This window comes from Pseudomonas sp. LBUM1673, from assembly GCF_059695645.1.
In genome coordinates this window covers 5562965-5586262 of record NZ_CP166780.1, presented here as the reverse complement: position 1 = coordinate 5586262, position 23298 = coordinate 5562965, and the positions used below count along the sequence as shown (strand labels likewise).

General features: G+C 57.9%; 24 protein-coding genes, 1 tRNA gene and 1 pseudogene. 10 read left to right on the top strand and 16 right to left on the bottom strand.

Annotated elements, in window-relative coordinates:
* Positions 1–495: 495 nt before the first annotated feature.
* Complete coding sequence (locus ACA044_RS25575; RefSeq protein WP_497443823.1) at positions 496–1341, bottom strand: helix-turn-helix domain-containing protein; 846 nt, start codon at positions 1339–1341, stop codon at positions 496–498.
* A gap of 83 nt (positions 1342–1424) precedes the next feature.
* Here ACA044_RS25575 and ACA044_RS25570 point away from each other — a divergent pair, with 83 nt between their 5' ends.
* Positions 1425–2048 (top strand): glutathione S-transferase family protein, encoded by a 624-nt coding sequence (locus ACA044_RS25570; RefSeq protein ID WP_497443822.1) that lies wholly within the window; start codon positions 1425–1427, stop codon positions 2046–2048.
* Between the two features lie 175 nt (positions 2049–2223).
* Positions 2224–3129, top strand: a complete 906-nt coding sequence (locus tag ACA044_RS25565) for a DMT family transporter (protein WP_497443821.1) — start codon at positions 2224–2226, stop codon at positions 3127–3129.
* 118 nt (positions 3130–3247) lie between these two features.
* On the opposite strand, the gene ychF is transcribed toward ACA044_RS25565, so the two are convergent.
* The 8 genes from ychF to ACA044_RS25525 all read right to left on the bottom strand — a co-directional run bounded on the left by ychF (position 3248) and on the right by ACA044_RS25525 (position 10167).
* The gene (gene ychF / locus ACA044_RS25560) at positions 3248–4348 is read right to left on the bottom strand and encodes a redox-regulated ATPase YchF (protein WP_008011955.1); all 1101 of its coding nucleotides are present in this window, start codon (positions 4346–4348) and stop codon (positions 3248–3250) included.
* A 23-nt stretch (positions 4349–4371) separates the two neighbouring features.
* Positions 4372–4956 carry an aminoacyl-tRNA hydrolase gene (pth, locus tag ACA044_RS25555; RefSeq protein ID WP_007905795.1) on the bottom strand — a complete coding sequence of 195 codons (585 nt, stop codon included), beginning with the start codon at positions 4954–4956 and terminating at the stop codon, positions 4372–4374.
* A gap of 169 nt (positions 4957–5125) precedes the next feature.
* Positions 5126–5725, bottom strand: coding sequence for a 50S ribosomal protein L25/general stress protein Ctc (locus ACA044_RS25550; RefSeq protein ID WP_497443820.1), 600 nt, complete (start codon positions 5723–5725; stop codon positions 5126–5128).
* Positions 5726–5867: 142 nt separating this feature from the next.
* Entirely contained in the window at positions 5868–6809 is a 942-nt protein-coding gene (locus ACA044_RS25545) for a ribose-phosphate pyrophosphokinase (RefSeq protein WP_003171603.1), read from the bottom strand.
* A gap of 46 nt (positions 6810–6855) precedes the next feature.
* Positions 6856–6930: transfer RNA gene (locus ACA044_RS25540), tRNA-Gln, on the bottom strand.
* A gap of 36 nt (positions 6931–6966) precedes the next feature.
* Entirely contained in the window at positions 6967–7818 is an 852-nt protein-coding gene (ispE, locus tag ACA044_RS25535; RefSeq protein ID WP_497447307.1) for a 4-(cytidine 5'-diphospho)-2-C-methyl-D-erythritol kinase, read from the bottom strand.
* Between the two features lie 2 nt (positions 7819–7820).
* On the bottom strand, positions 7821–8438 hold the full coding sequence (gene lolB / locus ACA044_RS25530; protein WP_497443819.1) for a lipoprotein insertase outer membrane protein LolB: 618 nt from the start codon (positions 8436–8438) through the stop codon (positions 7821–7823).
* Between the two features lie 4 nt (positions 8439–8442).
* Positions 8443–10167, bottom strand: a complete 1725-nt coding sequence (locus tag ACA044_RS25525; RefSeq protein ID WP_497443818.1) for a tetratricopeptide repeat protein — start codon at positions 10165–10167, stop codon at positions 8443–8445.
* Between the two features lie 289 nt (positions 10168–10456).
* Between ACA044_RS25525 and hemA the strand changes: the two genes are divergently transcribed.
* From hemA to ACA044_RS25495, 6 genes are all read left to right on the top strand, one after another.
* A complete protein-coding gene (hemA, locus tag ACA044_RS25520) occupies positions 10457–11746 on the top strand; it encodes a glutamyl-tRNA reductase (RefSeq protein WP_497443817.1) in 1290 nt (429 codons plus the stop codon).
* Entirely contained in the window at positions 11743–12825 is a 1083-nt protein-coding gene (prfA, locus tag ACA044_RS25515) for a peptide chain release factor 1 (protein WP_038981576.1), read from the top strand. The genes hemA and prfA overlap by 4 nt, the downstream gene beginning before the upstream one ends.
* Positions 12826–13656: a peptide chain release factor N(5)-glutamine methyltransferase gene (gene prmC / locus ACA044_RS25510; RefSeq protein WP_497443816.1), complete on the top strand. Its 831-nt coding sequence runs from the start codon at positions 12826–12828 to the stop codon at positions 13654–13656.
* Complete coding sequence (locus ACA044_RS25505; RefSeq protein ID WP_448093975.1) at positions 13650–14405, top strand: molybdopterin-synthase adenylyltransferase MoeB; 756 nt, start codon at positions 13650–13652, stop codon at positions 14403–14405. The genes prmC and ACA044_RS25505 overlap by 7 nt, the downstream gene beginning before the upstream one ends.
* The gene (gene murI / locus ACA044_RS25500; RefSeq protein WP_497443815.1) at positions 14398–15189 is read left to right on the top strand and encodes a glutamate racemase; all 792 of its coding nucleotides are present in this window, start codon (positions 14398–14400) and stop codon (positions 15187–15189) included. Before ACA044_RS25505 ends, murI begins: the two co-directional genes overlap by 8 nt.
* A 119-nt stretch (positions 15190–15308) precedes the next feature.
* Complete coding sequence (locus ACA044_RS25495) at positions 15309–15827, top strand: acyloxyacyl hydrolase (RefSeq protein ID WP_497443814.1); 519 nt, start codon at positions 15309–15311, stop codon at positions 15825–15827.
* Positions 15828–16014: 187 nt separating this feature from the next.
* On the opposite strand, the gene ACA044_RS25490 is transcribed toward ACA044_RS25495, so the two are convergent.
* The 6 genes and pseudogenes from ACA044_RS25490 to ACA044_RS25465 all read right to left on the bottom strand — a co-directional run bounded on the left by ACA044_RS25490 (position 16015) and on the right by ACA044_RS25465 (position 19724).
* Entirely contained in the window at positions 16015–16320 is a 306-nt protein-coding gene (locus tag ACA044_RS25490) for a YkgJ family cysteine cluster protein (RefSeq protein WP_497443813.1), read from the bottom strand.
* Positions 16321–16380: 60 nt separating this feature from the next.
* Entirely contained in the window at positions 16381–17157 is a 777-nt protein-coding gene (locus ACA044_RS25485; protein ID WP_497443812.1) for an SDR family NAD(P)-dependent oxidoreductase, read from the bottom strand.
* Positions 17158–17249: 92 nt separating this feature from the next.
* Positions 17250–17444 (bottom strand): annotated as a pseudogene (locus tag ACA044_RS25480) (FAD-binding domain-containing protein); the annotation flags it as partial.
* Between the two features lie 69 nt (positions 17445–17513).
* On the bottom strand, positions 17514–18455 hold the full coding sequence (locus ACA044_RS25475) for a MerR family transcriptional regulator (RefSeq protein ID WP_497443811.1): 942 nt from the start codon (positions 18453–18455) through the stop codon (positions 17514–17516).
* Positions 18452–18601 carry a hypothetical protein gene (locus tag ACA044_RS25470; protein ID WP_497447340.1) on the bottom strand — a complete coding sequence of 50 codons (150 nt, stop codon included), beginning with the start codon at positions 18599–18601 and terminating at the stop codon, positions 18452–18454. Before ACA044_RS25470 ends, ACA044_RS25475 begins: the two co-directional genes overlap by 4 nt.
* A 136-nt stretch (positions 18602–18737) precedes the next feature.
* On the bottom strand, positions 18738–19724 hold the full coding sequence (locus ACA044_RS25465) for an NAD(P)/FAD-dependent oxidoreductase (protein ID WP_497443810.1): 987 nt from the start codon (positions 19722–19724) through the stop codon (positions 18738–18740).
* A gap of 196 nt (positions 19725–19920) precedes the next feature.
* On the opposite strand from ACA044_RS25465, the gene ACA044_RS25460 reads away from it, so the two are divergent.
* Entirely contained in the window at positions 19921–20823 is a 903-nt protein-coding gene (locus ACA044_RS25460; RefSeq protein WP_497443809.1) for a TIGR01777 family oxidoreductase, read from the top strand.
* Positions 20824–20836: 13 nt separating this feature from the next.
* A complete protein-coding gene (hemH, locus tag ACA044_RS25455; RefSeq protein ID WP_497443808.1) occupies positions 20837–21862 on the top strand; it encodes a ferrochelatase in 1026 nt (341 codons plus the stop codon).
* 160 nt (positions 21863–22022) lie between these two features.
* Here hemH and ACA044_RS25450 read toward each other — a convergent pair whose 3' ends face one another.
* On the bottom strand, positions 22023–23297 hold the full coding sequence (locus ACA044_RS25450) for a uracil-xanthine permease family protein (protein ID WP_497443807.1): 1275 nt from the start codon (positions 23295–23297) through the stop codon (positions 22023–22025).
* Position 23298 lies beyond the last annotated feature (1 nt).

Sequence of the window (23298 nt, the reverse complement as noted above, 5' to 3'; positions counted from 1 at the left end):
AGGGGAATACTAGCTACTATTTGGCCACCTGTCAGGGGCTCGGGGTCAAGATCATGTAGCGCTTGCTGAAAGGCTATTTCGGGATGGATGTGCAGTTCGCCCTGGCCCCACAGTTCGACCGGACCTGGCGAACTGGGCTGGGCTGTTGTTGGTTTCAGCGACAAACAGGCGTTCCAATTGCCGTTTACTGGTGCCGACCAGATGCGCGTGTACACACGCAGTTCGCCCCTCCATCAGGCCATGTAGCGCGAGCACGAAGCTGCCAGTGCACAGGCCGATCAACGGCACGTGTGCAGCCGCCTGATGCAGGAACGCTTGCCCGCTTCAAGGTACAAGCGCGAGCAGGTTACATGGGGGAGGATTGGAGGCGTGGGTGGTGGCCGATGCAGAGCGTGTAACACCACGCACATTGAAGGCTCTAAGGGGGCTTCACGCAGATACTGGAAGGCCTTTTAAAGCAGGCTCAAATGAGTCAGCCCATGGGGACGAACACGTTCAGGTACTGCTTTTGCGGAAGCTGCCGGGTGTGATGCCTACTACTTTTTTGAAGGCCCGGGTCATGTGGCTTTGATCGAAGAAGCCGCAAATGAGTGACGCTTCTGCGAGACTGGACCCGGTGCGCAGCAGTTTTTGGACCTGGGCGATTCTCTTCTGGATTTGATAGCTGTGGGGGGAGACGCCAACGCTTTTTTTGAACACCCGGATCAGGTAAAGAGGGTCAAGGTTCACCAGTTGCGCCAGTTCTTCCAGAGACAGATGTTTGTCGAACTCGTCTTCGAGCTTCCTCTTGATCTTTTGCACTGCGTGCTGCTCAGCCGCACTGACTGGTTCGATGGGCGCTCCGCTGCGCTCGAAGAGCTGCGTCACCAGATCCAGCAGGATAGTTTCCCGTTCAAGGCTGGAGGGGGATTTTTCAATGATTTGATGTTGATGCAAAAAGGTCCGGGCGAAGTCGGGAGCCTGGCTCAGAGCTGTTTGAAAAAGATGAATATGATCGTCTGAAAAACGCCCTTGAAACACCATCCGATTGACCCATTCGGGGTCGATATAGAGCATTCGATACATCCAGCCCTCATCATGGCCTGGCAAGCCGTCGTGGATCTCCCCGGGGGTAATGGTGACCACACTGCCAGCGACCCCCATGTAGTAACTACCGCGATAAAAAAGTTTTTCAACACCGCTACTTATAACGCCGATAGCGTACCGGTCATGTGAATGTCGGCCGAAAGATTGAGTACTGTAACGCGCAGATAGCAACTCACAGTCGCCTTCGGGTATACGCCAGAATTGAACAAAGTCCTTGTCTTTTTGAGGGGCTTTGTTAGGGCGATTCTCGTCCATGAATTGTCCAGTTTTGTACAATACGTATGAAGAAAAGGTCGCTAAATTTAGCACCTATTTCATAACACAAGCTAGGGGATGCGATGTCTACAAAACTGGTAGTTGGGGATTTTAATAAGTCTTCATGGTCATTTCGTGCGTGGCTGGTTCTTGTGACAGCGGATGTTGCATTTGAAACCCTTCAGATCAAACTGGAACAAAGCGACACGCGCCAGCGCATTCTGGAGCACTCGCCTTCTGGCAAGGTACCGGCGCTGCTGCTTGATGATGTCGTCATCAACGACAGCCTGGCCATCAGCGAATACATTGCCGACACATATCCGGCCGCCAACCTTTGGCCCCAGGATTCACGGACCAAGCCCCTGGCACGAGCTGCTGCGGCAGAGATGCACTCCGGTTTCATCCACCTGCGCACGCAGATGTCGTTTGGCCTGAACACCGGTGACATCCCAGAAAGCCTGACCGCCGAGACCCGAGAGGAAATAGTGCGGGTATTCGCTATCTGGAGCCAGCTCCGTGAGGTGAGCGGTTCAACACAGTTCCTCTGTGGTGACTTTGGCATTGTTGATGCGATGTTTGTTCCGGTGGTGTTCCGCTTTCGTCGTTATGGTATTGCCATCCCTACGCAACTGCAGGGCTATGTCGAAAATATCCTGGGTTATGCACCGGTACAACAATGGTTGAAGTTGGCCGCGCAAGAAGTTTAAAGAGTTGTGTTGCTGCTGACTATTAAAGTCAATTAAGTTAGTTGTTTTTTGGGGGGGCGTGGCAGAAAAGACCTTTGGGGCTTTTCTGCTTTGTCGAGTCTGATATTTGTTGCCTGGGGGGAGAAGTTGTGATTGTTCATGAAGTTAATGCCGGTCTTTATCAATGAGGTCTCTCATGTCGACTAATAACAATCGTGCAATCATTGAATTGACCATCGGTGGACTGATGCTCAGTCTGTCTGCTCTAGCCGTCGCTTTCGCCCATATCGGTGCGGGTGGCGCAGGGTTCTATCGGATGGTGTTCGCCTCGATCCTGTTCTTCCTGCTGCTCAAGGTGCGCAAAACACCGGTGCTGCTCAAAAGCGTCAAGGCGCAGCTGTACACCGCGTTGGCTGGGGTGTTTTTGGCCATTGACCTGGTGTTTTGGCACCAGAGCATCTATATCGTCGGCCCGGGCATCGGGTCGATCCTGACCAACTGTCAGGTGTTCTTCATGACCCTGCTGGGGTTGTACCTGTTGAAGGAAAAACCTTCAATCTACTTCCTGGTATCCATTACCTTGGCATTTATTGGGCTCTATCTGTTGTTGCTACCCGAGATGAGCAGTGCGGTAGGGATCAAGGGCGTGGTGTATGGCGTGATGTCGGGGCTGGCGTATGCCATCTGTGTGTACTTCCTGAAGATCAATACCCAGTTGCCTGACGGCGGGGGTGACAAGATCGCACAGATGCTCAATTTGAGTCTTTGGGCGGCACTGGTTCTGCTGACATACGCGCTGGCAACTGGGGAAAGCTTGGCCATCGTGGATGGGCAAACCTTGCTGATGCTGATCATATACGGGGGACTGGTGCAGTTTGTCGGCTGGTTGCTGGTCAACCGTTCGATCGGAGCCATCAGCCTGGGGTTGGCCGGACTGATCCTGTTACTGGAGCCGGTGATCACGTATTTCATTGATGTCACCTTTCTCGGCAAGGCCAGCTCCATGCTGCAGATTTGCGGCGCGCTGGTGACTATCTTTGCGGTTTACATCGGCTCAATCAAACCGCCTGAGAAAGCGCACCCTTTACCCGAAGCGACCTGACAGAAGGTGTATCACGGATGGAGGAGGATGGTGACCCCAAGACGCAAAAATCCCCGTATCAGCGAGTGATTACGGGGATTTTGCGTCTATCGAGGCCCGTGGAAATCCACGGTTCCTGCTACACGTTGAAACGGAAGTGCATCACGTCGCCGTCTTTAACGATGTAGTCCTTGCCTTCCAGGCGCCATTTACCGGCTTCTTTGGTGCCGGCTTCGCCCTTGTACTGGATGAAGTCGTCGTAAGCGATGACTTCGGCGCGGATGAAGCCCTTTTCGAAGTCGGTGTGGATCACGCCGGCGGCTTGTGGCGCGGTAGCACCCACGCGGACAGTCCAGGCGCGGACTTCTTCGACACCAGCGGTGAAGTAGGTCTGCAGGTGCAGCATTTCGTAGCCGGCGCGGATTACGCGGTTCAGGCCAGGCTCTTCGAGGCCCAGTGCTTCGAGGAACATGTCTTTTTCTTCACCGTCTTCCAGTTCGGCGATTTCGGCTTCGATCTTGTTGCAGACCGGAACCACCATGGCACCTTCTTCTTCGGCGATGGCTTTGACGATGTCCAGCAGCGGGTTGTTCTCGAAACCGTCTTCAGCGACGTTGGCGATGTACATGACCGGCTTGGTGGTCAGCAGATGGAAGCCACGAATCACCGCTTTGTCGTCGGCGCCCATGTTTTTCATCAGCGTGCGCGCTGGCTTGCCGAGGGTGAAGTGAGCGATCAGTTGCTCCAGCAGGCCTTTCTGGACCACGGCGTCCTTGTCACCACCCTTGGCGTTGCGGGCGACTTTCTGCAGTTGCTTCTCGCAGCTGTCGAGGTCGGCGAAGATCAGTTCCAGGTCGATGATTTCGATGTCGCGTTTCGGGTCGACGCTGTTGGAAACGTGAATCACGTTCTCGTCTTCGAAGCAGCGGACCACGTGGGCGATGGCATCGGTCTCGCGGATGTTGGCGAGGAATTTGTTGCCCAGGCCTTCACCTTTCGAGGCGCCAGCAACCAGGCCGGCGATGTCGACGAATTCCATGGTGGTCGGAAGGATGCGCTTGGGATTGACGATGGCCGCCAGGGCTTCCAGGCGCGGATCCGGCATCGGCACGATACCGGTGTTCGGCTCGATAGTGCAGAAGGGGAAGTTCTCGGCCGCGATCCCGGATTTGGTCAGGGCGTTGAACAGGGTGGACTTGCCGACGTTAGGCAGGCCGACGATGCCGCAATTGAATCCCATGGTGTTTCCCCGAGGAGTTAGAGTCAGGCCTTCTGGCTGTGCAGGTTTTTCATCGCGCGGTTCCATTCACCGGCGAGGATATCCGGCAGCACGCCGAGGGCAAAGTCGATGCTGGCATCGAGTTTTTCCTGTTCGGCGCGTGGCGCACGACCCAGGACGAAGTTTGAAACCATACTGGCAACGCCCGGGTGGCCAATGCCAAGCCGCAAGCGGTGAAAGGTATTTTGATTACCCAGTTGCGCAATGATGTCGCGCAGCCCGTTGTGACCGCCATGGCCGCCGCCCTGTTTGAGCTTGGCAACGCCCGGAGGCAGGTCGAGTTCGTCATGCGCCACCAGGATTTCTTCAGGCTTGATGCGGAAGAAACCGGCAAGTGCCGCCACGGCCTGGCCGCTGCGGTTCATGTAGGTGGTGGGAATCAGCAAGCGAACATCCTGACCCTGATGCGAATAGCGCCCGGTCAGGCCGAAATATTTGCGATCGGCCACAAGGTTCACACCTTGCGCGTGGGCGATGCGCTCAACAAAAAGGGCCCCTGCGTTATGCCGGGTCTGTTCGTATTCAGCGCCTGGATTTCCCAGGCCAACGATCAGTTTGATGGCAGTCACGATAGGGGCCCTTCCTTGGAGTGGTGGATAACATCGCCGCAATCAGGGGGTGCGGCGAAAGTGGACGAAAAGTGCTCATTTACCATTATGTAAACTCCGCGTTCTCGCCCGCTTTCTCGCTACGCTCTAGTCCGCGATGTTTCCGGTCACTCCGGCTAACAGAGTGAAATTACTCTGCTGCGCCTTCAGTAGCTTCTGGAGCAACACGTGGAGCGTGAACGTTGGCAACAGCCAGGTCGTTACCGTGAGCCAGAGCAACAAACTCAACGCCTTTAGGGGCTTTGAGGTCGGACAGGTGAATGATCGAGCCGACTTCGGCGTTAGCCAGGTCAACTTCGATGAATTCAGGCAGGTCTTTCGGCAGGCACGAAACTTCGATTTCAGAAACAACGTGCGAAATTTCGCCGCCTTTCTTGATCGGAGCAGCTTCGCCGATGAAGTGTACAGGCACGATAGCGGTCAGTTTCTGGCCAGCTACGACGCGTACGAAGTCAGCGTGCATCACGTGGCCTTTGGCCGGGTGACGCTGCAGAGCCTTGATGATTACGTTTTGCTTGGTGCCGCCAACGTTCAGCTCGATGATGTGGCTGTAAGCCGCTTCGTTTTCGAGCAGTTTGGCAACTTCTTTAGCCAGCATGCTGATGGATTCAGGGGCTTTTTCGCCACCGTAAACTACAGCTGGAACCAGGCTTGCGAGACGACGCAGGCGGCGGCTCGCACCTTTCCCCAGGTCGGAACGCACTTCAGCATTCAGAGTAAAATCGTTCATGTTGTATCTCCAAAATAACCACATTCGCCCCAGCGTTTGCGACCAGCGCTAAAGGCGATATGGGCAAAAAAGCCCCGCCCCGACAGGAATGTCGGGGCGGGGCGCTTTTCGTCAACGAGACGTAATGGAAAGGGCAGGGCCCTTAACGGAACATCGCGCTGATCGATTCTTCATTGCTGATGCGGCGGACCGCCTCGGCAACTACCGGTGCGATATCCAGTTGACGGATACGCGCGCAGGCTTGTGCTGCAGCGGACAGCGGGATGGTGTTAGTCACCACCAGCTCGTCCAGCACGGAATTTTCAATGTTTTCGATCGCCCGACCCGACAGCACAGGGTGCGTGCAGTAGGCGAAAACCTTGGCAGCGCCATGCTCTTTCAGGGCCTTGGCCGCGTGGCACAGAGTGCCGGCGGTATCGACCATGTCATCGACCAGAATACAGGTACGCCCTTCGACATCACCGATGATATGCATCACTTCAGAGTGATTGGCTTTCTCACGGCGTTTGTCGATGATCCCGAGATCCACGCCCAGGGATTTGGCAACAGCCCGTGCACGCACGACGCCGCCAATGTCCGGGGACACGATCATCAGGTTTTCGAAGCGCTGATCTTCAATGTCATCCACCAGTACCGGGGAGCCGTAGATGTTATCTACCGGAATATCGAAGAAGCCCTGGATCTGGTCAGCATGCAGATCAACCGTGAGAACACGGTCGATGCCGACTACGGTAAGCATGTCAGCAACGACTTTCGCGCTGATAGCCACACGTGCGGAACGCGGACGGCGATCCTGACGGGCATAACCAAAGTAAGGAATAACAGCAGTGATACGAGTAGCCGAGGAGCGGCGGAAGGCATCGGCCATCACTACCAGTTCCATCAGGTTATCGTTGGTCGGAGCGCAAGTCGGCTGAATAATGAAGACGTCTTTACCGCGGACGTTTTCATTGATCTCGGCAGTAATTTCGCCGTCGGAGAACTTACCGACAGAAATGTCACCGAGAGGGATATGCAGCTGACGTACAACACGCCGAGCCAGATCGGGGTTAGCGTTCCCCGTAAAGACCATCATCTTGGACACGCGCAGTACCTGAAGGCTGAGGGTAACCTGGATGAGTATAGGAAAATGGCAGGGGCGGCTGGATTCGAACCAACGCATGGCAGGATCAAAACCTGCTGCCTTACCGCTTGGCGACGCCCCTGTATCTGTTGCAACGATTACCCAGTAATCGGTTCCTTTAGAGCAGACTTTGCAGCTTGCGATGCAACATCGAAACGTTGCTTCCTTTTGCTACAAACCCTGTAAGGGTCTCTGTAAGAAGGGCCGAGACTTTATCAGCTTCAGCTTTGCTTGGGAAGCCCCCAAACACACAACTTCCAGTTCCGGTGAGTTTTGCTTCGGTAAATTTACCTAACAAATTCAATGCGTTACGTACATCTGGATAACGCCTTGCTACCACCGGTAAGCAGTCATTTCGACTGTTTCCCTTGGGAACGGGGCGCACTTTAATGGGAGGAGAGTTACGTGTCAACAGTGGATCTGAAAAAATTTCTGCTGTACTTACAGATACTTGCGGCACCAGCACGAGATACCACGGTTCTTCGGGGTCCACAGGGGTCAGTTTCTCCCCCACGCCCTCGGCGAAAGCCGCGTGGCCACGCACGAAAACCGGGACGTCGGCACCAAGTGTCAGGCCCAGAGCGGCCAGTCGATCTTCATCCCAGCCCAGTTGCCAGAGGTGATTGAGGCCCAGCAACGTGGTTGCCGCATTCGAACTGCCGCCCCCGATACCGCCGCCCATGGGCAGGATTTTTTCGATCCATATGTCGATACCCAGCGAGCAACCGGATTGCTCCTGAAGTTTTTTCGCGGCTTTGACGATCAGATTGCTGTCGTGAGGGACGTCGGCGAATTCGGTGTGCAACCGAATCACGCCATCGTCGCGAACGGCGAAGGTGATTTCATCGCCGTAATCGAGGAACTGAAAAATCGTCTGCAACTCGTGGTAACCGTCTTCACGGCGACCAAGGATGTGCAGCATCAGGTTGAGCTTGGCGGGCGAGGGCAATGTCAGGCGTGGCGCAGTCATGTTCACTGCCCCAATTTGCGCGGTTGCCATTCCTTGATCACTAGCGTGACATCAAGGTCGGTGCCGTGCAGTTTGATCCGCTCGGGCAGCCAGTAGCCGTTTTGCTCGGCATAACTGAGGTACTCGACCTGCCAGCCATCCTGTTCGAGATTGGCCAGGCGGCTGTCGATGTCCAGGGTCAGGCGACTTTTGCTGTCCGGGGCCGGGAGCCCGCGCACCCACCACGCCAGATGGGACACTGGCAATTTCCAGCCCAGTTGTTCTTCGACCAGGGCTTCCGGGGTCTGCGCGTCATAACGGCCCTGATTGGCGACTTCCAGCGAGACTTTGCCGGGACGACCGGTCAAGCGGGCCGCGCCACGACCCAGCGGGCCGGAGAGACGAATATCGTAGTAGTCCTGCCGCTGCAGCCAGAACAACGTGCCGCTGCCCGAATCTTTTGGCGCGCGGATGCCGATTTTGCCGTTGATCTGCCAGCCGTCGAGACCGGTCAATAGCTGTTTGTGCTCGCGCCATTGGGCCGGGTTGCCTTGACCCTGGACCGATTCACGGGCGCCGAAACCCGCGCAACCGGCGAGCAGAGCGATGAAGCTGAAAACGATGATGTGGCGCAAAAACATAATCTTAAAGAGTCTCTGATCCGGTCAGGCGCTTGATGGTGCCGCGCAGGGTAGGGCTGTCGGGCTGTTCCTTGAGGAACTTGCTCCAGATTTGTTTGGCTTCGCGTTGTTTGCCATTGGCCCACAAGACTTCGCCCAGGTGAGCGGCGACTTCCTGATCAGGGAAGCGTTCCAGCGCCTGGCGCAAATAACGCTCGGCTTCATCGAGGTTGCCCAAGCGGAAATTCACCCAGCCGAGGCTGTCGAGAACGGCCGGGTCTTCCGGGTTGAGCTGGTGCGCCTGTTCGATCAGGGTCTTGGCTTCGGCGTAGCGCGTGGTGCGGTCGGACAGGGTGTAGCCAAGGGCGTTCAGCGCCATTGCATTGTCCGGGTCGCGCTTGATGATCAAGCGCAGGTCTTTTTCCATCTGCGCCAGGTCATTGCGTTTTTCCGCCAGCATCGCCCGGGTATACAGCAGATTCAGATCATCCGGGTATTTCTGCAGGGCTTGCTGCAAGACGTTCCAGGCCTTGTCGCCCTGTTTGTTGGCAGACAGGGTTTCGGCTTCGATCAGGTACAACTGGATCGCGTAATCGGGCTGCTCATCGCGCTCGGCCGCCAGACGGCTTTGGGCTTCGGCAGTCTTGCCGTTGTTCATCAAAATATCGGCCTGACGCAATTGCGCTGGCAGGTAATCGTTACCCGGCCCGACCTGGGCGTATTCGATCAGCGCGCCCTGGGGGTCGTTACGCTCTTCGGCAATACGCCCCAGGTTCAGGTGTGCCGAGTCGACGTGGCTTTCCCGAGCGATCAAGTCTTCCAGATAACCTTTTGCCTCGTCCCAGGCCTTGGCTTCCAGGCAGACCAGGGCCAGGGAGTAACGCAGTTCGTCGTCTTCCGGGTATTGCTGCACCAGGCTCGAGAACTCGACCTTGGCGTCTTCCATACGATCCTGTTCAACCAGCATGCGCGCGTAGGTCAGGCGCAGGCGTTTGTCGTCCGGGTATTTCTTGATGCTTTTTTGCAACAACGGCAAGGCTTCATCGCCACGGTTGAGCCCTTGTAGCAGACGCGCGCGCAGCAGGATCGGCGCTATTTCGCCCTCGTCCGGCGGGTTGTCTTCAAGCAGGGCCAGCGCGCCCTTGGCATCGCCGTCCTGTTGCAGCAGCAAGGCCTTGCCGAAAATCAGCTGATTGTTGTGCGGATGACGCTGCAACAAACGGTCAAAACCTTTCATCAGGCCGTTGCGGGTCTCCTGGTCGGTATCGGCCGCGGACAGGGCGAGAAAGTCGAAATGCGTGTCGCCTTTGCCTTGCAGGACTTTCTCCATATAGACCATGGAGTCGTCGTAACGCCCGGCGCGGGCAAGTTGCACGGCAGCCGCCCGTTGCGCCTCGAGATCGTCCGGGGCGTTTTTCGCCCAGACCAGTGCGGTGTCGAGGGCGGCCTGATCGGCGCCCAGGTACTCGGCAATGCGAAATGCCCGCTCGGAGATGCCCGGATCCTGAGTATTGATGGCCTGGGTCACGTAGTTGTCCAGGGCAATGTCGTAACGATTGCGCTGGCCAGCCAGTTCGGCACTCAACAGGCTGAAGACGGTTTCTTCGCTGAACGAGCTGTAAACCTTGGGCTTTTCAGGTGCCGGAGTGCTGTCTTCGACCGGCGGCGTACCGTCCGACGGAACGGGAGCCAAGGCCTGGCAGCCGCTGAGGAAGACAAAAGCGAGGAGCAACGCGGAAGATCTATTCATATAGGAAGAGGACGACTAACCTGCGGTCAGATCATCATGACACAAGCCTTCGGCCAAACATAACCGCCCGGCCAATTTACCCATGCGCGCAATCCGATCCCTTGATTTTGATCTGCAAAGGCAAAAAATCGCAGCCTTTGGCAGCGGCTACAAAAGCCTGGCGGCTGTGCAAATAAGAATGGATCGCAGCCTGCAGGGCCGTCTACCGATGCGATAGATATCGAGTGGTTGTTCTGGCTCTGTCGAAGTAGGACAATTGTCGGCTTCACGTCACCATCAGCGACCTTGAATGGCCTTCCTTGCACTCGGTATTAACCATAAGACTGCTTCAGTAGACGTCCGCGAGCGCGTGGCCTTTACCCCTGAGCAGCTGGTTGAGGCCTTGCAGCAGCTCTGCCGACTCACCGACAGCCGCGAAGCTGCGATCCTCTCCACCTGCAATCGCAGTGAACTGTATATAGAACAGGATCACCTTTCGGCTGACATCGTGTTGCGCTGGCTGGCCGATTATCATCATTTGAGCCTCGATGAGCTGCGCGCGAGCGCTTATGTGCATGAAGACGATGCGGCAGTTCGTCACATGATGCGGGTTGCCTCCGGGCTCGATTCGCTGGTGTTGGGTGAACCACAGATTCTTGGTCAGATGAAATCGGCCTACGCCGTCGCTCGTGAGGCGGGCACCATCGGTCCGCTGCTCGGGCGTTTGTTCCAGGCCACGTTCAACGCGGCCAAACAGGTGCGAACCGACACCGCCATCGGCGAAAACCCGGTGTCCGTGGCATTTGCCGCGGTCAGCTTGGCAAAACAGATTTTCAGTGATTTGCAACGCAGTCAGGCCTTGCTGATCGGCGCCGGCGAGACCATCACCCTGGTCGCCCGCCATCTGCATGAGCTGGGTGTGAAGCGAATCGTGGTCGCCAACCGCACCCTGGAGCGCGCGAGTACCCTGGCCGAGCAATTTGGCGCCCACGCGGTGCTGCTCTCGGACATCCCGGCAGAACTGGTGCGCAGCGACATCGTCATCAGTTCCACCGCCAGCCAGTTGCCGATTCTGGGTAAAGGTGCGGTTGAAAGTGCCTTGAAATTACGCAAGCACAAGCCGATCTTCATGGTGGATATCGCCGTTCCCCGAGATATCGAGCCTGAAGTCGGCGAGTTGGACGACGTTTATCTATATAGCGTCGATGATCTCCACGAAGTGGTCGCCGAAAACCTCAAGAGCCGTCAGGGCGCTGCCCAAGCCGCCGAAGAGATGGTGTCGGTCGGTGCCGAGGATTTCATGGTTCGCCTGCGCGAACTGGCGGCGGTTGATGTGCTCAAGGCCTATCGTCAACAAAGCGAGCGCCTGCGCGACGAAGAATTGCACAAAGCCCAACGCATGCTCGCCAATGGCAGCAGCGCCGAAGACGTGCTGGTGCAACTGGCCCGCGGCCTGACCAACAAACTCTTGCACGCCCCGAGCGTGCAATTGAAAAAGCTCTCTGCCGAAGGCCGCCTCGATGCGCTGGCCATGGCCCAGGAACTCTTTGCCCTCGGTGAGGGCTCATCGGATAGCTTTTCGGATAAAAAACCGCAATGAAAGCGTCACTGCTCAATAAGCTGGACATCCTCCAGGACCGTTTCGAGGAACTGACCGCCCTGCTTGGCGACGGTGAGGTCATTTCCGATCAGAACAAGTTCCGCACCTATTCCAAGGAATACGCGGAAGTCGAGCCGATCGTCGGCACCTATAAACAGCTGCTTAAAGTGCAGGGCGACCTCGAAGGGGCTCAGGCACTGCTCAAGGACAGCGACCCGGACATGCGCGAAATGGCCGTGGAAGAAGTCCGCGAAGCCAAAGAGCAGCTGATCGAAATCGAAGCCAGCCTGCAACGCATGCTGCTGCCCAAGGATCCGAACGACGGTCGCAACGTGTTCCTCGAGATCCGCGCGGGCACCGGCGGTGACGAAGCGGCGATTTTCTCCGGCGACCTGTTTCGCATGTATTCGCGTTACGCCGAGCGACGTGGATGGCGAGTAGAGATCCTTTCGGAGAACGAAGGCGAACACGGCGGCTATAAAGAAGTCATTGCCCGGGTCGAAGGCGAGAACGTTTATGGCAAGCTGAAGTTCGAGTCCGGCGCACACCGCGTACAGCGGGTTCCGGCCACTGAATCTCAAGGGCGCATCCATACCTCTGCCTGCACCGTGGCGGTATTGCCCGAGCCGGACGAGCAGGAAGCGATCGAGATCAACCCGGCGGATCTGCGGGTCGACACCTATCGCTCCTCCGGTGCGGGTGGTCAGCACGTCAACAAGACCGACTCGGCAATCCGGATCACCCACTTGCCGTCCGGTATTGTCGTCGAGTGCCAGGAAGAACGTTCCCAGCACAAAAACCGCGCCCGGGCGATGTCCTGGCTGTCGGCCAAACTCAACGACCAACAGACCAGCGCGGCGGCCAATGCCATCGCCAGCGAACGTAAATTGCTGGTAGGTTCCGGTGACCGCTCCGAGCGGATCCGTACCTATAACTTTGCCCAAGGCCGGGTCACCGACCACCGGGTCAACCTGACGTTGTATTCCCTCGACGAAATTCTCGCCGGTGGCGTGGATGCAGTGATCGAACCGTTGCTGGCCGAATTCCAGGCTGATCAATTGGCAGCGATAGGTGAGTAAATGACGATCATTGCCAGCTTGCTGCGCGCCGCCGATTTGCCCGACTCGCCTACCGCGCGTCTGGATGCCGAATTGCTGCTGGCGGCTGCCTTGGGCAAGTCCCGCAGTTTTCTGCATACCTGGCCCGAACGCATCGTCCCGAGCGAAGCGGCACTGAAGTTTGCCGAGTACCTGCAACGCCGCCGTAGCGGTGAGCCGGTGGCCTACATTCTTGGTCAGCAAGGGTTCTGGAAACTCGACCTGGAAGTCGCGCCCCACACACTGATTCCGCGTCCCGACACCGAATTGCTGGTAGAAACCGCGCTGGAACTGTTGCCGGCCACACAGGCCTTGGTGCTTGATTTGGGCACCGGCAGTGGCGCCATCGCCCTGGCCCTGGCCAGCGAGCGTCCGGCCTGGAAAGTCACCGCCGTGGATCGCGTGCTGGAAGCCGTGGCCCTGGCCGAACGCAATCGTCAGCGCCTGAACCTGAACAACGCCACCGTGCTGAGCAGCCATTGGTTCAGCGCTTTGGAAGGCCAGCGTTTTCAACTGATCATCAGCAATCCACCCTACATCGCGACCGCCGATCCGCATCTGGTGGAGGGCGACGTGCGCTTCGAACCGGCCAGTGCCCTGGTAGCCGGCGTCGATGGGCTCGACGATCTGCGGCTGATCGTCGCCCAGTCGCCGGATCACCTCGAAACGGGTGGCTGGTTGATGCTCGAACATGGTTACGATCAAGCCGGGGTCGTGCGCGATTTGCTGCGGACCCGTGGCTTTGAAGAGGTCCACAGCCGCACCGATCTGGGCGGTCACGAACGTATCAGTCTGGGGCGCTTGCCGTGCTGAATGATCAGGAATTGCTGCGCTACAGTCGGCAGATTCTGCTGCAACACGTCGACATCGACGGCCAGTTGCGGCTCAAAGAAAGCCGCGTGTTGATTGTCGGCCTTGGCGGTCTCGGTTCACCGGTTGCGCTGTACCTCGCCGCGGCCGGTGTCGGCGAGTTGCATCTAGCGGACTTCGACACGGTCGACCTGACCAATCTGCAACGCCAGATCGTTCACGACACCGACAGCGTCGGCCTGAGTAAGGTTGATTCGGCGATCCGTCGTCTGACCGCGATCAATCCCGAGATTCAGTTGATCGCCCATCGCACCGCACTGGATGAAGATTCCCTGGCAGCGGCAGTTGCAGCGGTGGATTTGGTCCTGGACTGTTCCGATAATTTTTCCACCCGCGAAGCGGTCAACGCCGCGTGTGTGGCTGCGCGCAAACCGCTGGTCAGCGGTGCGGCGATTCGGCTGGAAGGGCAATTGTCGGTGTTCGACCCCCGTCGTCCGGAAAGCCCGTGCTACCACTGTTTATACGGGCACGGCAGTGAAGCCGAGCTGACCTGCAGCGAGGCCGGCGTACTGGGTCCGTTGGTGGGCCTGGTCGGTAGCCTGCAAGCCCTCGAAGCGCTGAAATTGTTGGTGGGGTTCGGGGAGCCGCTGGTGGGGCGCCTGTTATTGATCGACGCCTTGGGCACGCGCTTCCGTGAATTGCGGGTCAAGCGTGATCCGGGCTGTAGCGTCTGTGGGTCGAGCCATGCGTGAAGCGCCGATCGGGGTGTTCGACTCCGGCGTCGGTGGCCTGTCAGTGCTGGCCGAGATCCAGCGTCTGTTGCCCAACGAGTCTCTGTTGTACCTCGGCGACTGTGGGAATATTCCGTACGGTGAGAAATCTCCGGCGTTCATCCGTCAGCGTTGCAGTGTCATGGCGCAGTTCTTTCAGCAGCAGGGTGCCAAGGCGCTGGTGCTGGCTTGCAACACGGCGACGGTTGCTGGCGTTGCCGACTTACGGCGCGATTTCCCCGAGTGGCCCATCGTCGGCATGGAGCCTGCGGTCAAACCGGCCGCGGCGGCGACGCGCAGTGGTGTGGTGGGCGTACTCGCCACCACCGGCACTTTACAGAGTGCCAAGTTCGCCGCTTTGCTCGACCGTTTTGCCACCGATGTACGGGTGATCACTCAGCCATGCCCTGGGCTGGTAGAGCTGATTGAAAATGGCGATCTGCACAGCGAGACGTTGCGTCTGTTACTGCAAGGGTATGTCGAACCTCTGTTGGCTGCCGATTGCGACACGATCATTCTGGGCTGCACGCATTACCCCTTTCTAAAGCCGCTGCTTAAGCAGATGCTCCCCCAGAACATCAGCTTGATCGATACCGGTGCCGCTGTGGCGCGGCAGCTTCAACGGTTGTTGGGCGAGCGTGAATTGCTGGCTGAGGGACCTGCTCGCGCTGCCCGGTTCTGGTCGAGTGCCGATCCTGCGCATTTCAGAAATATCCTGCCGGTTTTGTGGCATTCGACGGGTGTTGTGCAAAGCTTCGACTTGTAGAAATAAATGTGAAGAAACGAATAATTGGGCTGAACTTCTGATTCAGCGTCAACTTCTATAGCTTCGTTTCTTGGACAGCATAAAAACCATACGAAATTGTTCGGAAAAGGATGTTTCTAATGAAGCGACTATTCTGCTTGGCCGCGATTGCGACCGCGTTAATGGGGCACAGTTTTATCGCGCAGGCAGCAGGGGTGGAATTCGGGGTCGGCCAGACCAGCGATTCGACCATGACCTACCGACTGGGCATGCAATTCGACTGGGACAAGAGCTGGTTACAGAGTGACATCGGTCGCTTGACCGGCTACTGGAGCGGCGCCTACACCTACTGGGATGGAGACAAAACGTCGAGCAACCATAGTTTGTCGTTCGCGCCGGTGTTGGTGTATGAGTTTGCCGGTCAGACCATCAAACCCTACGTCGAAGCGGGTATCGGCATCGCGGTGTTTGCCAGCACCGAAGTCGAAGACAATAAACTCGGTGGTGCTTTTCAGTTCGAAGACCGTTTCGGGTTTGGTCTGCGTTTTACCGGTGGACATGAAGTCGGGATTCGCGCCACGCACTATTCCAATGCCGGGATCAGCAGCCCGAACGACGGCGTAGAGAGTTACTCGCTGCATTACACGATGCCGTTGTAAGCGACACTGCACCTTTAAATGTGGGAGCGGGCTGTGGCGAGGGGGCTTGCCCCCGTTGGGTCGCGAAGCGACCCCGGGATTTCAAAATTAAACCGTATGTAAAGGATTTACGACTGCTTCGCAGCCGAACGGGGGCAAGCCCCCTCGCCACAGATCGCTCCCACATTGGTATTGGGTGATCTAGCCGTCACCGATACGCCGTCGCAATCCCCTGGCGTTCGCTGATGCATTCCGGTGCGCCCATTTCGAACTCCCGGCAGATCAGCGGGCGTTTTTCGTAGATGGTGCACATCATGCTGTTGCGATCCAGCGCGGCGCACCAGCCGTCATCCAGTCGCAGCATGACTTCCCCGCCCCAATCATCGGTATCGATAAAACGCTCGGGCACACCGGTGTCGGTAATCAGCATGACTTCAAGCTGACAGCAGCAGGCTGCGCAGGTCGAGCAGGTGATCGCAGGCTCGGCTATTTGCGTGAGGGGAATGGTTTTCATGGCGCGCAGTGTAAGGCAGTGGGCCCTTGCTGTGTGAAAGGCCTGACGGACGCTCAGGCTTCACGGCAGGTCCTCGAACGGCGGATTGTTTCGCGCCATACGCTTGCCGATTGTCAGTCTCGTCTGGCTGGATTCTTGTGAAAGAGGCCAAAGGACGGGCATGAGCAGCTCCGGCAAGGGGAGCTCCAGTGGACGATTCTTGAGCATGTCGAAGAGGTATCGCGCAGTTTTGTCCACCGACCAGTCGAGGTGTGCCGGGACGTCGTTGTTCAGGGGCGTATCGATATACCCTGGACTGACCACGGTCATGCCGATGTTTTCCGGCACCATGTCGATGCGCAAGGATTCGAGTAGCTGACGCAACCCGGCCTTTGAATCGCCATAGGATTCGGTCCGTGGCAGGGGCAGGTAGGTGACCGAGCTGGCCATGCCCACCAGATGCGGCGCAGTACCCATCCGCAGCAGGGGCCGGGCGGCTGCGATGCAATAACTGCTGGCAAGCAGGTTGGTACGCACGATGTGCTCGATGATTGATGAGTCGAACTGATTGGTGTTGACGTATTCGCAGGTGCCTGCGTTAAGGATCATGGTGTCCAGAGAACCCCATTGCTTGGCAATCTGCTCGCCGATTTCACGCACCCTTTGGCCATTGGTCAAATCCCCCGCGACCACCAACACTTGTCCGGGATACCGCTGAGACAGGGCTTTCAATGGCGCCACCGAACGGGAGCTGACGGCCAGATGGGCACCGGATTTCAGTATTTCTTCGGCCAGCGCGGCACCAATGCCGTTGCTGGCGCCGGTTAACCAATATCGCCTTGGAGGTGTAAGACTCATCCCAAATTCCTTTTTTTATTAGGCTGTTTTTTGCTCGATGCCAATGAGTGTCTATAAGGCAACACTCCGGCATCAAAATAATTACGGTGCGATCAACCTGGTCGCGACGGCAGGCTCTTGTATGCGGCCAACGCTCGTCTGGAAGTGCTCAGGTTGACGATCGGCGACGGATAATCCCTTATGCCGGACAATCCGTCGAGACCCGCCGGGTTGTGCAGGGTTTTTTTGTTCAGTTCGCTGAGCTCCGGTAACCAATGCTTGATGAAAACCCCTTCAGTATCGAACTTTCCCATTGCAGTGGACTCAGCCAGATCAATTGCAGGGTGGTGTTCGCACGACTCATTAAAAAAGCACCCTTAAATGAGCCTGCGCTGTATCAGGTCCAGATGAGCCGACAGCGGGTCTTCGGCCAAGGACAAATCAGCAATGGCGGTGGTACTTGCGGACAACTCGGTGCGGTGGATACATACCGTTGGTCCGGCGATCATTTTGGGGCAACTGACGCCATTCAAAAGTTTCGGCAGCTGCGAAAGATTCATGGCTTTGCTGGAATACAGCAGTACGCCGCGGGCTTGCAGGTGATCGACCGCCAGCGCAAGTTCGCCAGCGGGGAGTGGCCAGTCGAAAACTTCCACCGGGCAATCGACGCTGCTGATCAGCCAGGCCGTGAGCCACAGGTGAGGTTCCAGTGGCAGATCCGAGTGATTGATCAGCAGCAGCGGCGCGGAGCGTAACTGCCGGTTGTTATGGTAGATCCTCGCGCCGAATTTGCTGCGCAACCAGGAATAAACAAACACCCGTTCCATCTGCGCACCGAACTGGCCTTGCCAGCGTTGTTCCAGTTCCGCCAGCCACGGCATCAACAGGTGTTCGCACAAGGTGCGTGGCGGATACAGCGCCATCGCTTGGTTCACGGTGTCATCGAGGGTGCGCTCGGTCAGTTGGGTGACCGCTTGCAGCAGTGTCTGGCGCAGCACCCGCCAATCGTTCCCGACGGGCTCGGCGAGCGCTTGAGGCATGTCGAGCAGCTGTTTGACCTGGCTGACAGCTACGCCGCGATTGAGCCAGGTGAGGATGGTCAGGATTCGTTGAACGTGTTCGGCGCAGAACAGCCGATGCCCCTTGGGCGTTCGCTGGGGCACGATCAGCCCATAGCGCCGTTCCCAGGCGCGTAAGGTGACGGCATTGACCCCGGTTTGCCGAGCCACTTCACGAATGGGCAGCCAACCTGCCTCCAGGGCCTTCTTGACGTCGGTGCCGAGGTCTTCGCTGGCGCTGGTGTCCGGTGGGTTTTTCATTGGATCGCGTTTCGCAGGCTGAGGTTTTCCGGGTGCGGTTGCAGCGGCACGATGCCGTAGCGATATTGGCCGATGACGTACTGCACTTCCTGTTTGTCTTCAGGGCTGATGGCGATTTTCGGTTGGGCCGTCGACTGTGCAGGCATGGGAGCGCCTCGAATCCAGATCTGTACAACATGACTTCATCATAGATTCGAAGGTGTACAAGTCAAATTTTTTGTATAGGTTTTTGCGAGACTGCTGTCCATGTCGACAGCAGCAATGGACTGGACTTGATTCACTTCACTGCAGGTGCTCATGCAGGCGGCGGGCTGCTTCCTGACCACTGAGCCAGGCGCCTTCGACACGGCCGGACAAACACCAATCGCCGCACACATACAGGCCCAGATCAGCATCGGCCAAGGCACCCCATTCATGGCTGCTGGCCGGCCGGGCGTATAGCCAGCGGTGAGCGAGGCTGAAGGTCGGAGCAGGCATGGCGTCGTGCAGCAGTTCGGCAAAGGCACCGTGCAATTGCTCGATCACCGCGTCCTTGGGCAGGTCAATATGCTGACGACTCCAGGCGCTGGTGGCGTGCAGCACCCACGTATCGAGCGTGGTGTCGCGTCCCGGTTTGCTGCGGTTGCGCGCCAGCCAGTCGAGGGGGCTGTCCTGCACGAAGCAGCCTTCGATGGGGGTTTCCAGTGGCGTGTCGAACGCCAGGGCGACCGCCCATGTGGGCTCCATTTTTACTCCGGCGGCGGCCCCGGCGAGTTTCGGCGCGGCAGCCAGCAGTGCGGTCGCCTGAGGGGCTGGCGTGGCGATGACGACATGACTGAACGGGCCGTGAGTGAAGCCTTCGGCGTCTTGCAAATGCCAATGTTCTTCACCGCGATAGACCTCGGCGATGCGGCAGGCGAAATGCACTTCCAGATCACCGAGCAGGCCGCGCGTAATTGCGCTCATGCGCGGTGTGCCGACCCAGCGTGTCTGTTCGTCTGGCGAGGGTCTGAGCTGGCCGCCGTGGAAGGTATAGAGCTGCGGCGTCCACACGGCGACCCAGCCGTTGGCTTGCCAACGCTGGACTTCGGTGACGAAGCGGCGGTCGCGGGCAGTGAAATATTGCGCGCCCATGTCCAGAGCACCCGCATCGCTGCGCTTGCTGGACATGCGTCCGCCACTGCTGCGGCTTTTATCGAAAAGTTGAACGACATGCCCGGCCTCCGTAAGGGCCTGGGCGGCTGAGAGTCCGGCGATGCCGGTGCCGATGATTGCGATAGGTACAGTCATAGGGGCCTCGTTTACCTTTCTGTACAGACTACGCCGTGGTTCAAACCTGTACAATATTGTTTTTTGGTATAACTTTTAGCGTTCCCGTTCTGAGAGCTTGGCCTATTGTTAAACACAGAACCTGCCCGATACCAAAGATCCTTGCTTATAAAAATAGACTAGTGATCCGGGTAAAACGCCACGCGAGGAAGATGTCATGCACATATTGCTGACCGGCGGTACTGGTTTGATAGGACGTCAACTCTGCCGACACTGGTTGAGCCAGGGGCATCGCCTGACGGTCTGGAGTCGCACGCCTGCAAAAGTCGCCAAAGTCTGTGGCGCTCAAGTCCGTGGAATCGCACGGCTTGAGGATCTGGGTCAAGAACCGGTGGACGCAATCATCAACCTTGCGGGTGCACCGATCGCCGATCGGCTCTGGACTCATAAACGTAAAGCGTTGCTGTGGAGCAGCCGAATCACGCTGACCGAAACCTTGCTGGCCTGGCTCGAAAGCCGCGAGCAGAAACCGCAGGTGCTGATCTCTGGCTCAGCAATCGGTTGGTACGGCGACGGTGGCGAGCGGGAGTTGACCGAAAAATCTCCACCGGTCATCGATGATTTCGCCAGCCAGTTGTGCATCGCCTGGGAAGAAACCGCGCAGCGTGCCGAAGCCTTGGGCATTCGCGTGATTTTTATCCGTACCGGGTTGGTGTTGTCCGCCGAGGGTGGCTTTCTGTCACGACTGCTGTTGCCGTTCAAACTGGGGCTGGGCGGCCCGATTGGCAACGGTCGGCAGTGGATGCCATGGATTCATATCAAGGATCAAATCGCCTTGATTGATTTTCTTCTGCATCGCAATGAGGCCAGCGGTCCATATAATGCCTGCGCCCCCAAGCCGGTGCGCAATCGCGAATTCGCCAAAACGTTGGGTAGTGTGTTGCATCGTCCGGCGTTCATGCCAATGCCGACCCTCGTGTTGAAGGTGGGGCTGGGCGAGTTGTCATTGTTGTTGCTGGGTGGCCAGAAGGCCATGCCGGCTCGCTTGCTGGAAGCGGGTTTCACTTTCCAGTTCACTGATTTGCGCGCGGCGTTGGACGATCTGTCGAGCCGCCTCTGAAATAGGACGTTGCATGACCGATCACGCGTTGCTTCTGGTCAACCTGGGTTCACCTGCTTCCACCTCGGTGGCGGATGTGCGCAGCTACCTCAATCAATTTCTGATGGACCCGTATGTGATCGACCTGCCATGGCCGGTGCGGCGTTTGCTGGTGTCGTTGATTCTGATCAAGCGCCCGGAACAATCGGCTCACGCTTACGCGTCGATCTGGTGGGCGGACGGCTCGCCACTGGTGGTGCTCAGCCGTCGTCTGCAACGGGCCATGACCGCGCAGTGGACCCACGGGCCGGTGGAACTGGCGATGCGCTACGGCGAGCCATCCATTGAGTCGACGCTGGTTCGTCTGGCGGCTCAGGGTCACAAAAAAGTCACCCTGGCACCGCTCTATCCGCAGTTCGCCGACAGCACCGTGACCACGGTGATCGAAGAAGCCAAGCGAGTGGTGCGGGAGAAGAAACTCGACGTGCAGTTCTCGATTCTCCAGCCGTTCTATGATCAGCCGGAATACCTCGATGCCCTGGTGGCCAGTGCTACGCCATATTTGCAGCAGGATTACGATCACCTGCTGCTGAGCTTTCATGGTTTGCCGGAGCGGCACCTGACCAAGATCGACCCCACCGGTCACCATTGCTTTAAAAGCGAAAATTGCTGTCAGAACGCTTCACCGGAAGTATTAGCCACCTGCTACCGCGCTCAGTGCCTGCACACTGCGTCAGAGTTTGCCAAGCGCATGGGCCTGCCGGATGGCAAGTGGTCGGTGTCGTTCCAGTCGCGTCTGGGGCGGGCCAAGTGGATCGAACCCTACACCGAAGCGCGCCTGGATGAATTGGCCAAAAGCGGCGTGAAGAAAGTCCTGGTGATGTGCCCGGCGTTCGTCGCCGATTGCATCGAAACACTGGAAGAGATCGGTGATCGCGGGAAGGAGCAATTCCGCGAAGCGGGAGGGGAGGAATTGGTGCTGGTGCCGTGCCTCAACGATGATCCGCAGTGGGTGCGGGCGTTGAGTGCCTTGTGTGAACGGGCGCCGTTGGTGTTGTAGGAACACACTTTGAAGTGAAGGTGGGCTTGTTGTGGCGAGGGAGCTTGCTCCCGCTGGGTCGCGAAGCGGCCCCAAAATCTTTGCAGTCGATGAAGATTTTGTGAGTGCTGCGCACTCAAGCGGGAGCAAGCTCCCTCGCCACAGGGGATTGAGTCGCCTGTTACAATAACGGCTCTTCCGCCTTCTTGTGCTTCCAGCTGTCATTGCCCGGCAGCAACAGGTTCAGCGCAATCGCCACCACCGCGCACAGCGCGATGCCTTTGAGGCCGTAATCGTCCGGGCCGGTACCGGTGCCGACCAGTACGCCGCCAATTCCGAACACCAGCGTCACCGAGACAATCACCAGATTGCGTGCTTCGCCCAGGTCGATCTTGTGGCGGATCATTGTGTTCATCCCCACCGCCGCGATCGAACCGAACAACAGGCACAGAATCCCGCCCATTACCGGAACCGGGATGCTTTGCAGCAGTGCGCCGAACTTGCCGATGAACGCCAGGCTGATCGCGAAGATCGCCGCCCAGGTCATGATTTTCGGGTTGTAGTTTTTGGTCAGCATCACCGCACCGGTCACTTCGGCGTAGGTGGTGTTGGGCGGGCCGCCGAACAGACCGGCCGCGGTGGTGGCAATGCCATCGCCGAGCAGGGTGCGGTGCAGGCCGGGCTTCTTCAGGTAATCGCGCCCGGTCACGCTACCGACCGCGATCACGCCGCCGATGTGCTCGATGGCCGGGGCCAGGGCGACCGGAACGATGAACAGAATTGCCTGCCAGTTGAATTCCGGCGCCGTGAACTGTGGAATCGCGAACCACGGTGCCGCGGCAATCTTCGCGGTATCGACCACTGCGAAGTAGAACGCCATCGCGAAACCCACCAGTACACCGGAGATAATCGGCACCAGGCGGAAAATGCCTTTGCCGAACACGGCGACGATCAGCGTAGTCAGTAGCGCCGGCATCGAAATCATCATCGCCGTCTGGTAAGGAATCAGCTCCGTGCCGTCGCCAGCCTTGCCCATCGCCATGTTCGCCGCGATCGGCGCCATGGCCAGGCCGATAGAGATGATCACCGGGCCAATCACCACCGGTGGCAGCATTCGGTCGATGAACCCGGTGCCTTTGATCTTCACGGCCAGGCCGAGGAAGGTGTAGACGAAACCGGCCGCCATCACACCGCCCATGGTCGCCGCCAGGCCGAACTGGCCCTTGGCGAGAATGATCGGGGTGATAAAGGCAAAGCTCGACGCCAGGAACACCGGCACCTGACGCCCGGTGACGACCTGGAACAGAATCGTCCCCAGGCCGGCGGTGAACAGCGCCACGTTCGGGTCGAGGCCGGTAATCAGCGGCATCAACACCAGGGCGCCGAACGCCACGAACAGCATCTGGGCGCCGGACAGCACCGTGCGCCAGAGCGGATCGTTGAACTCTTGCTGCATG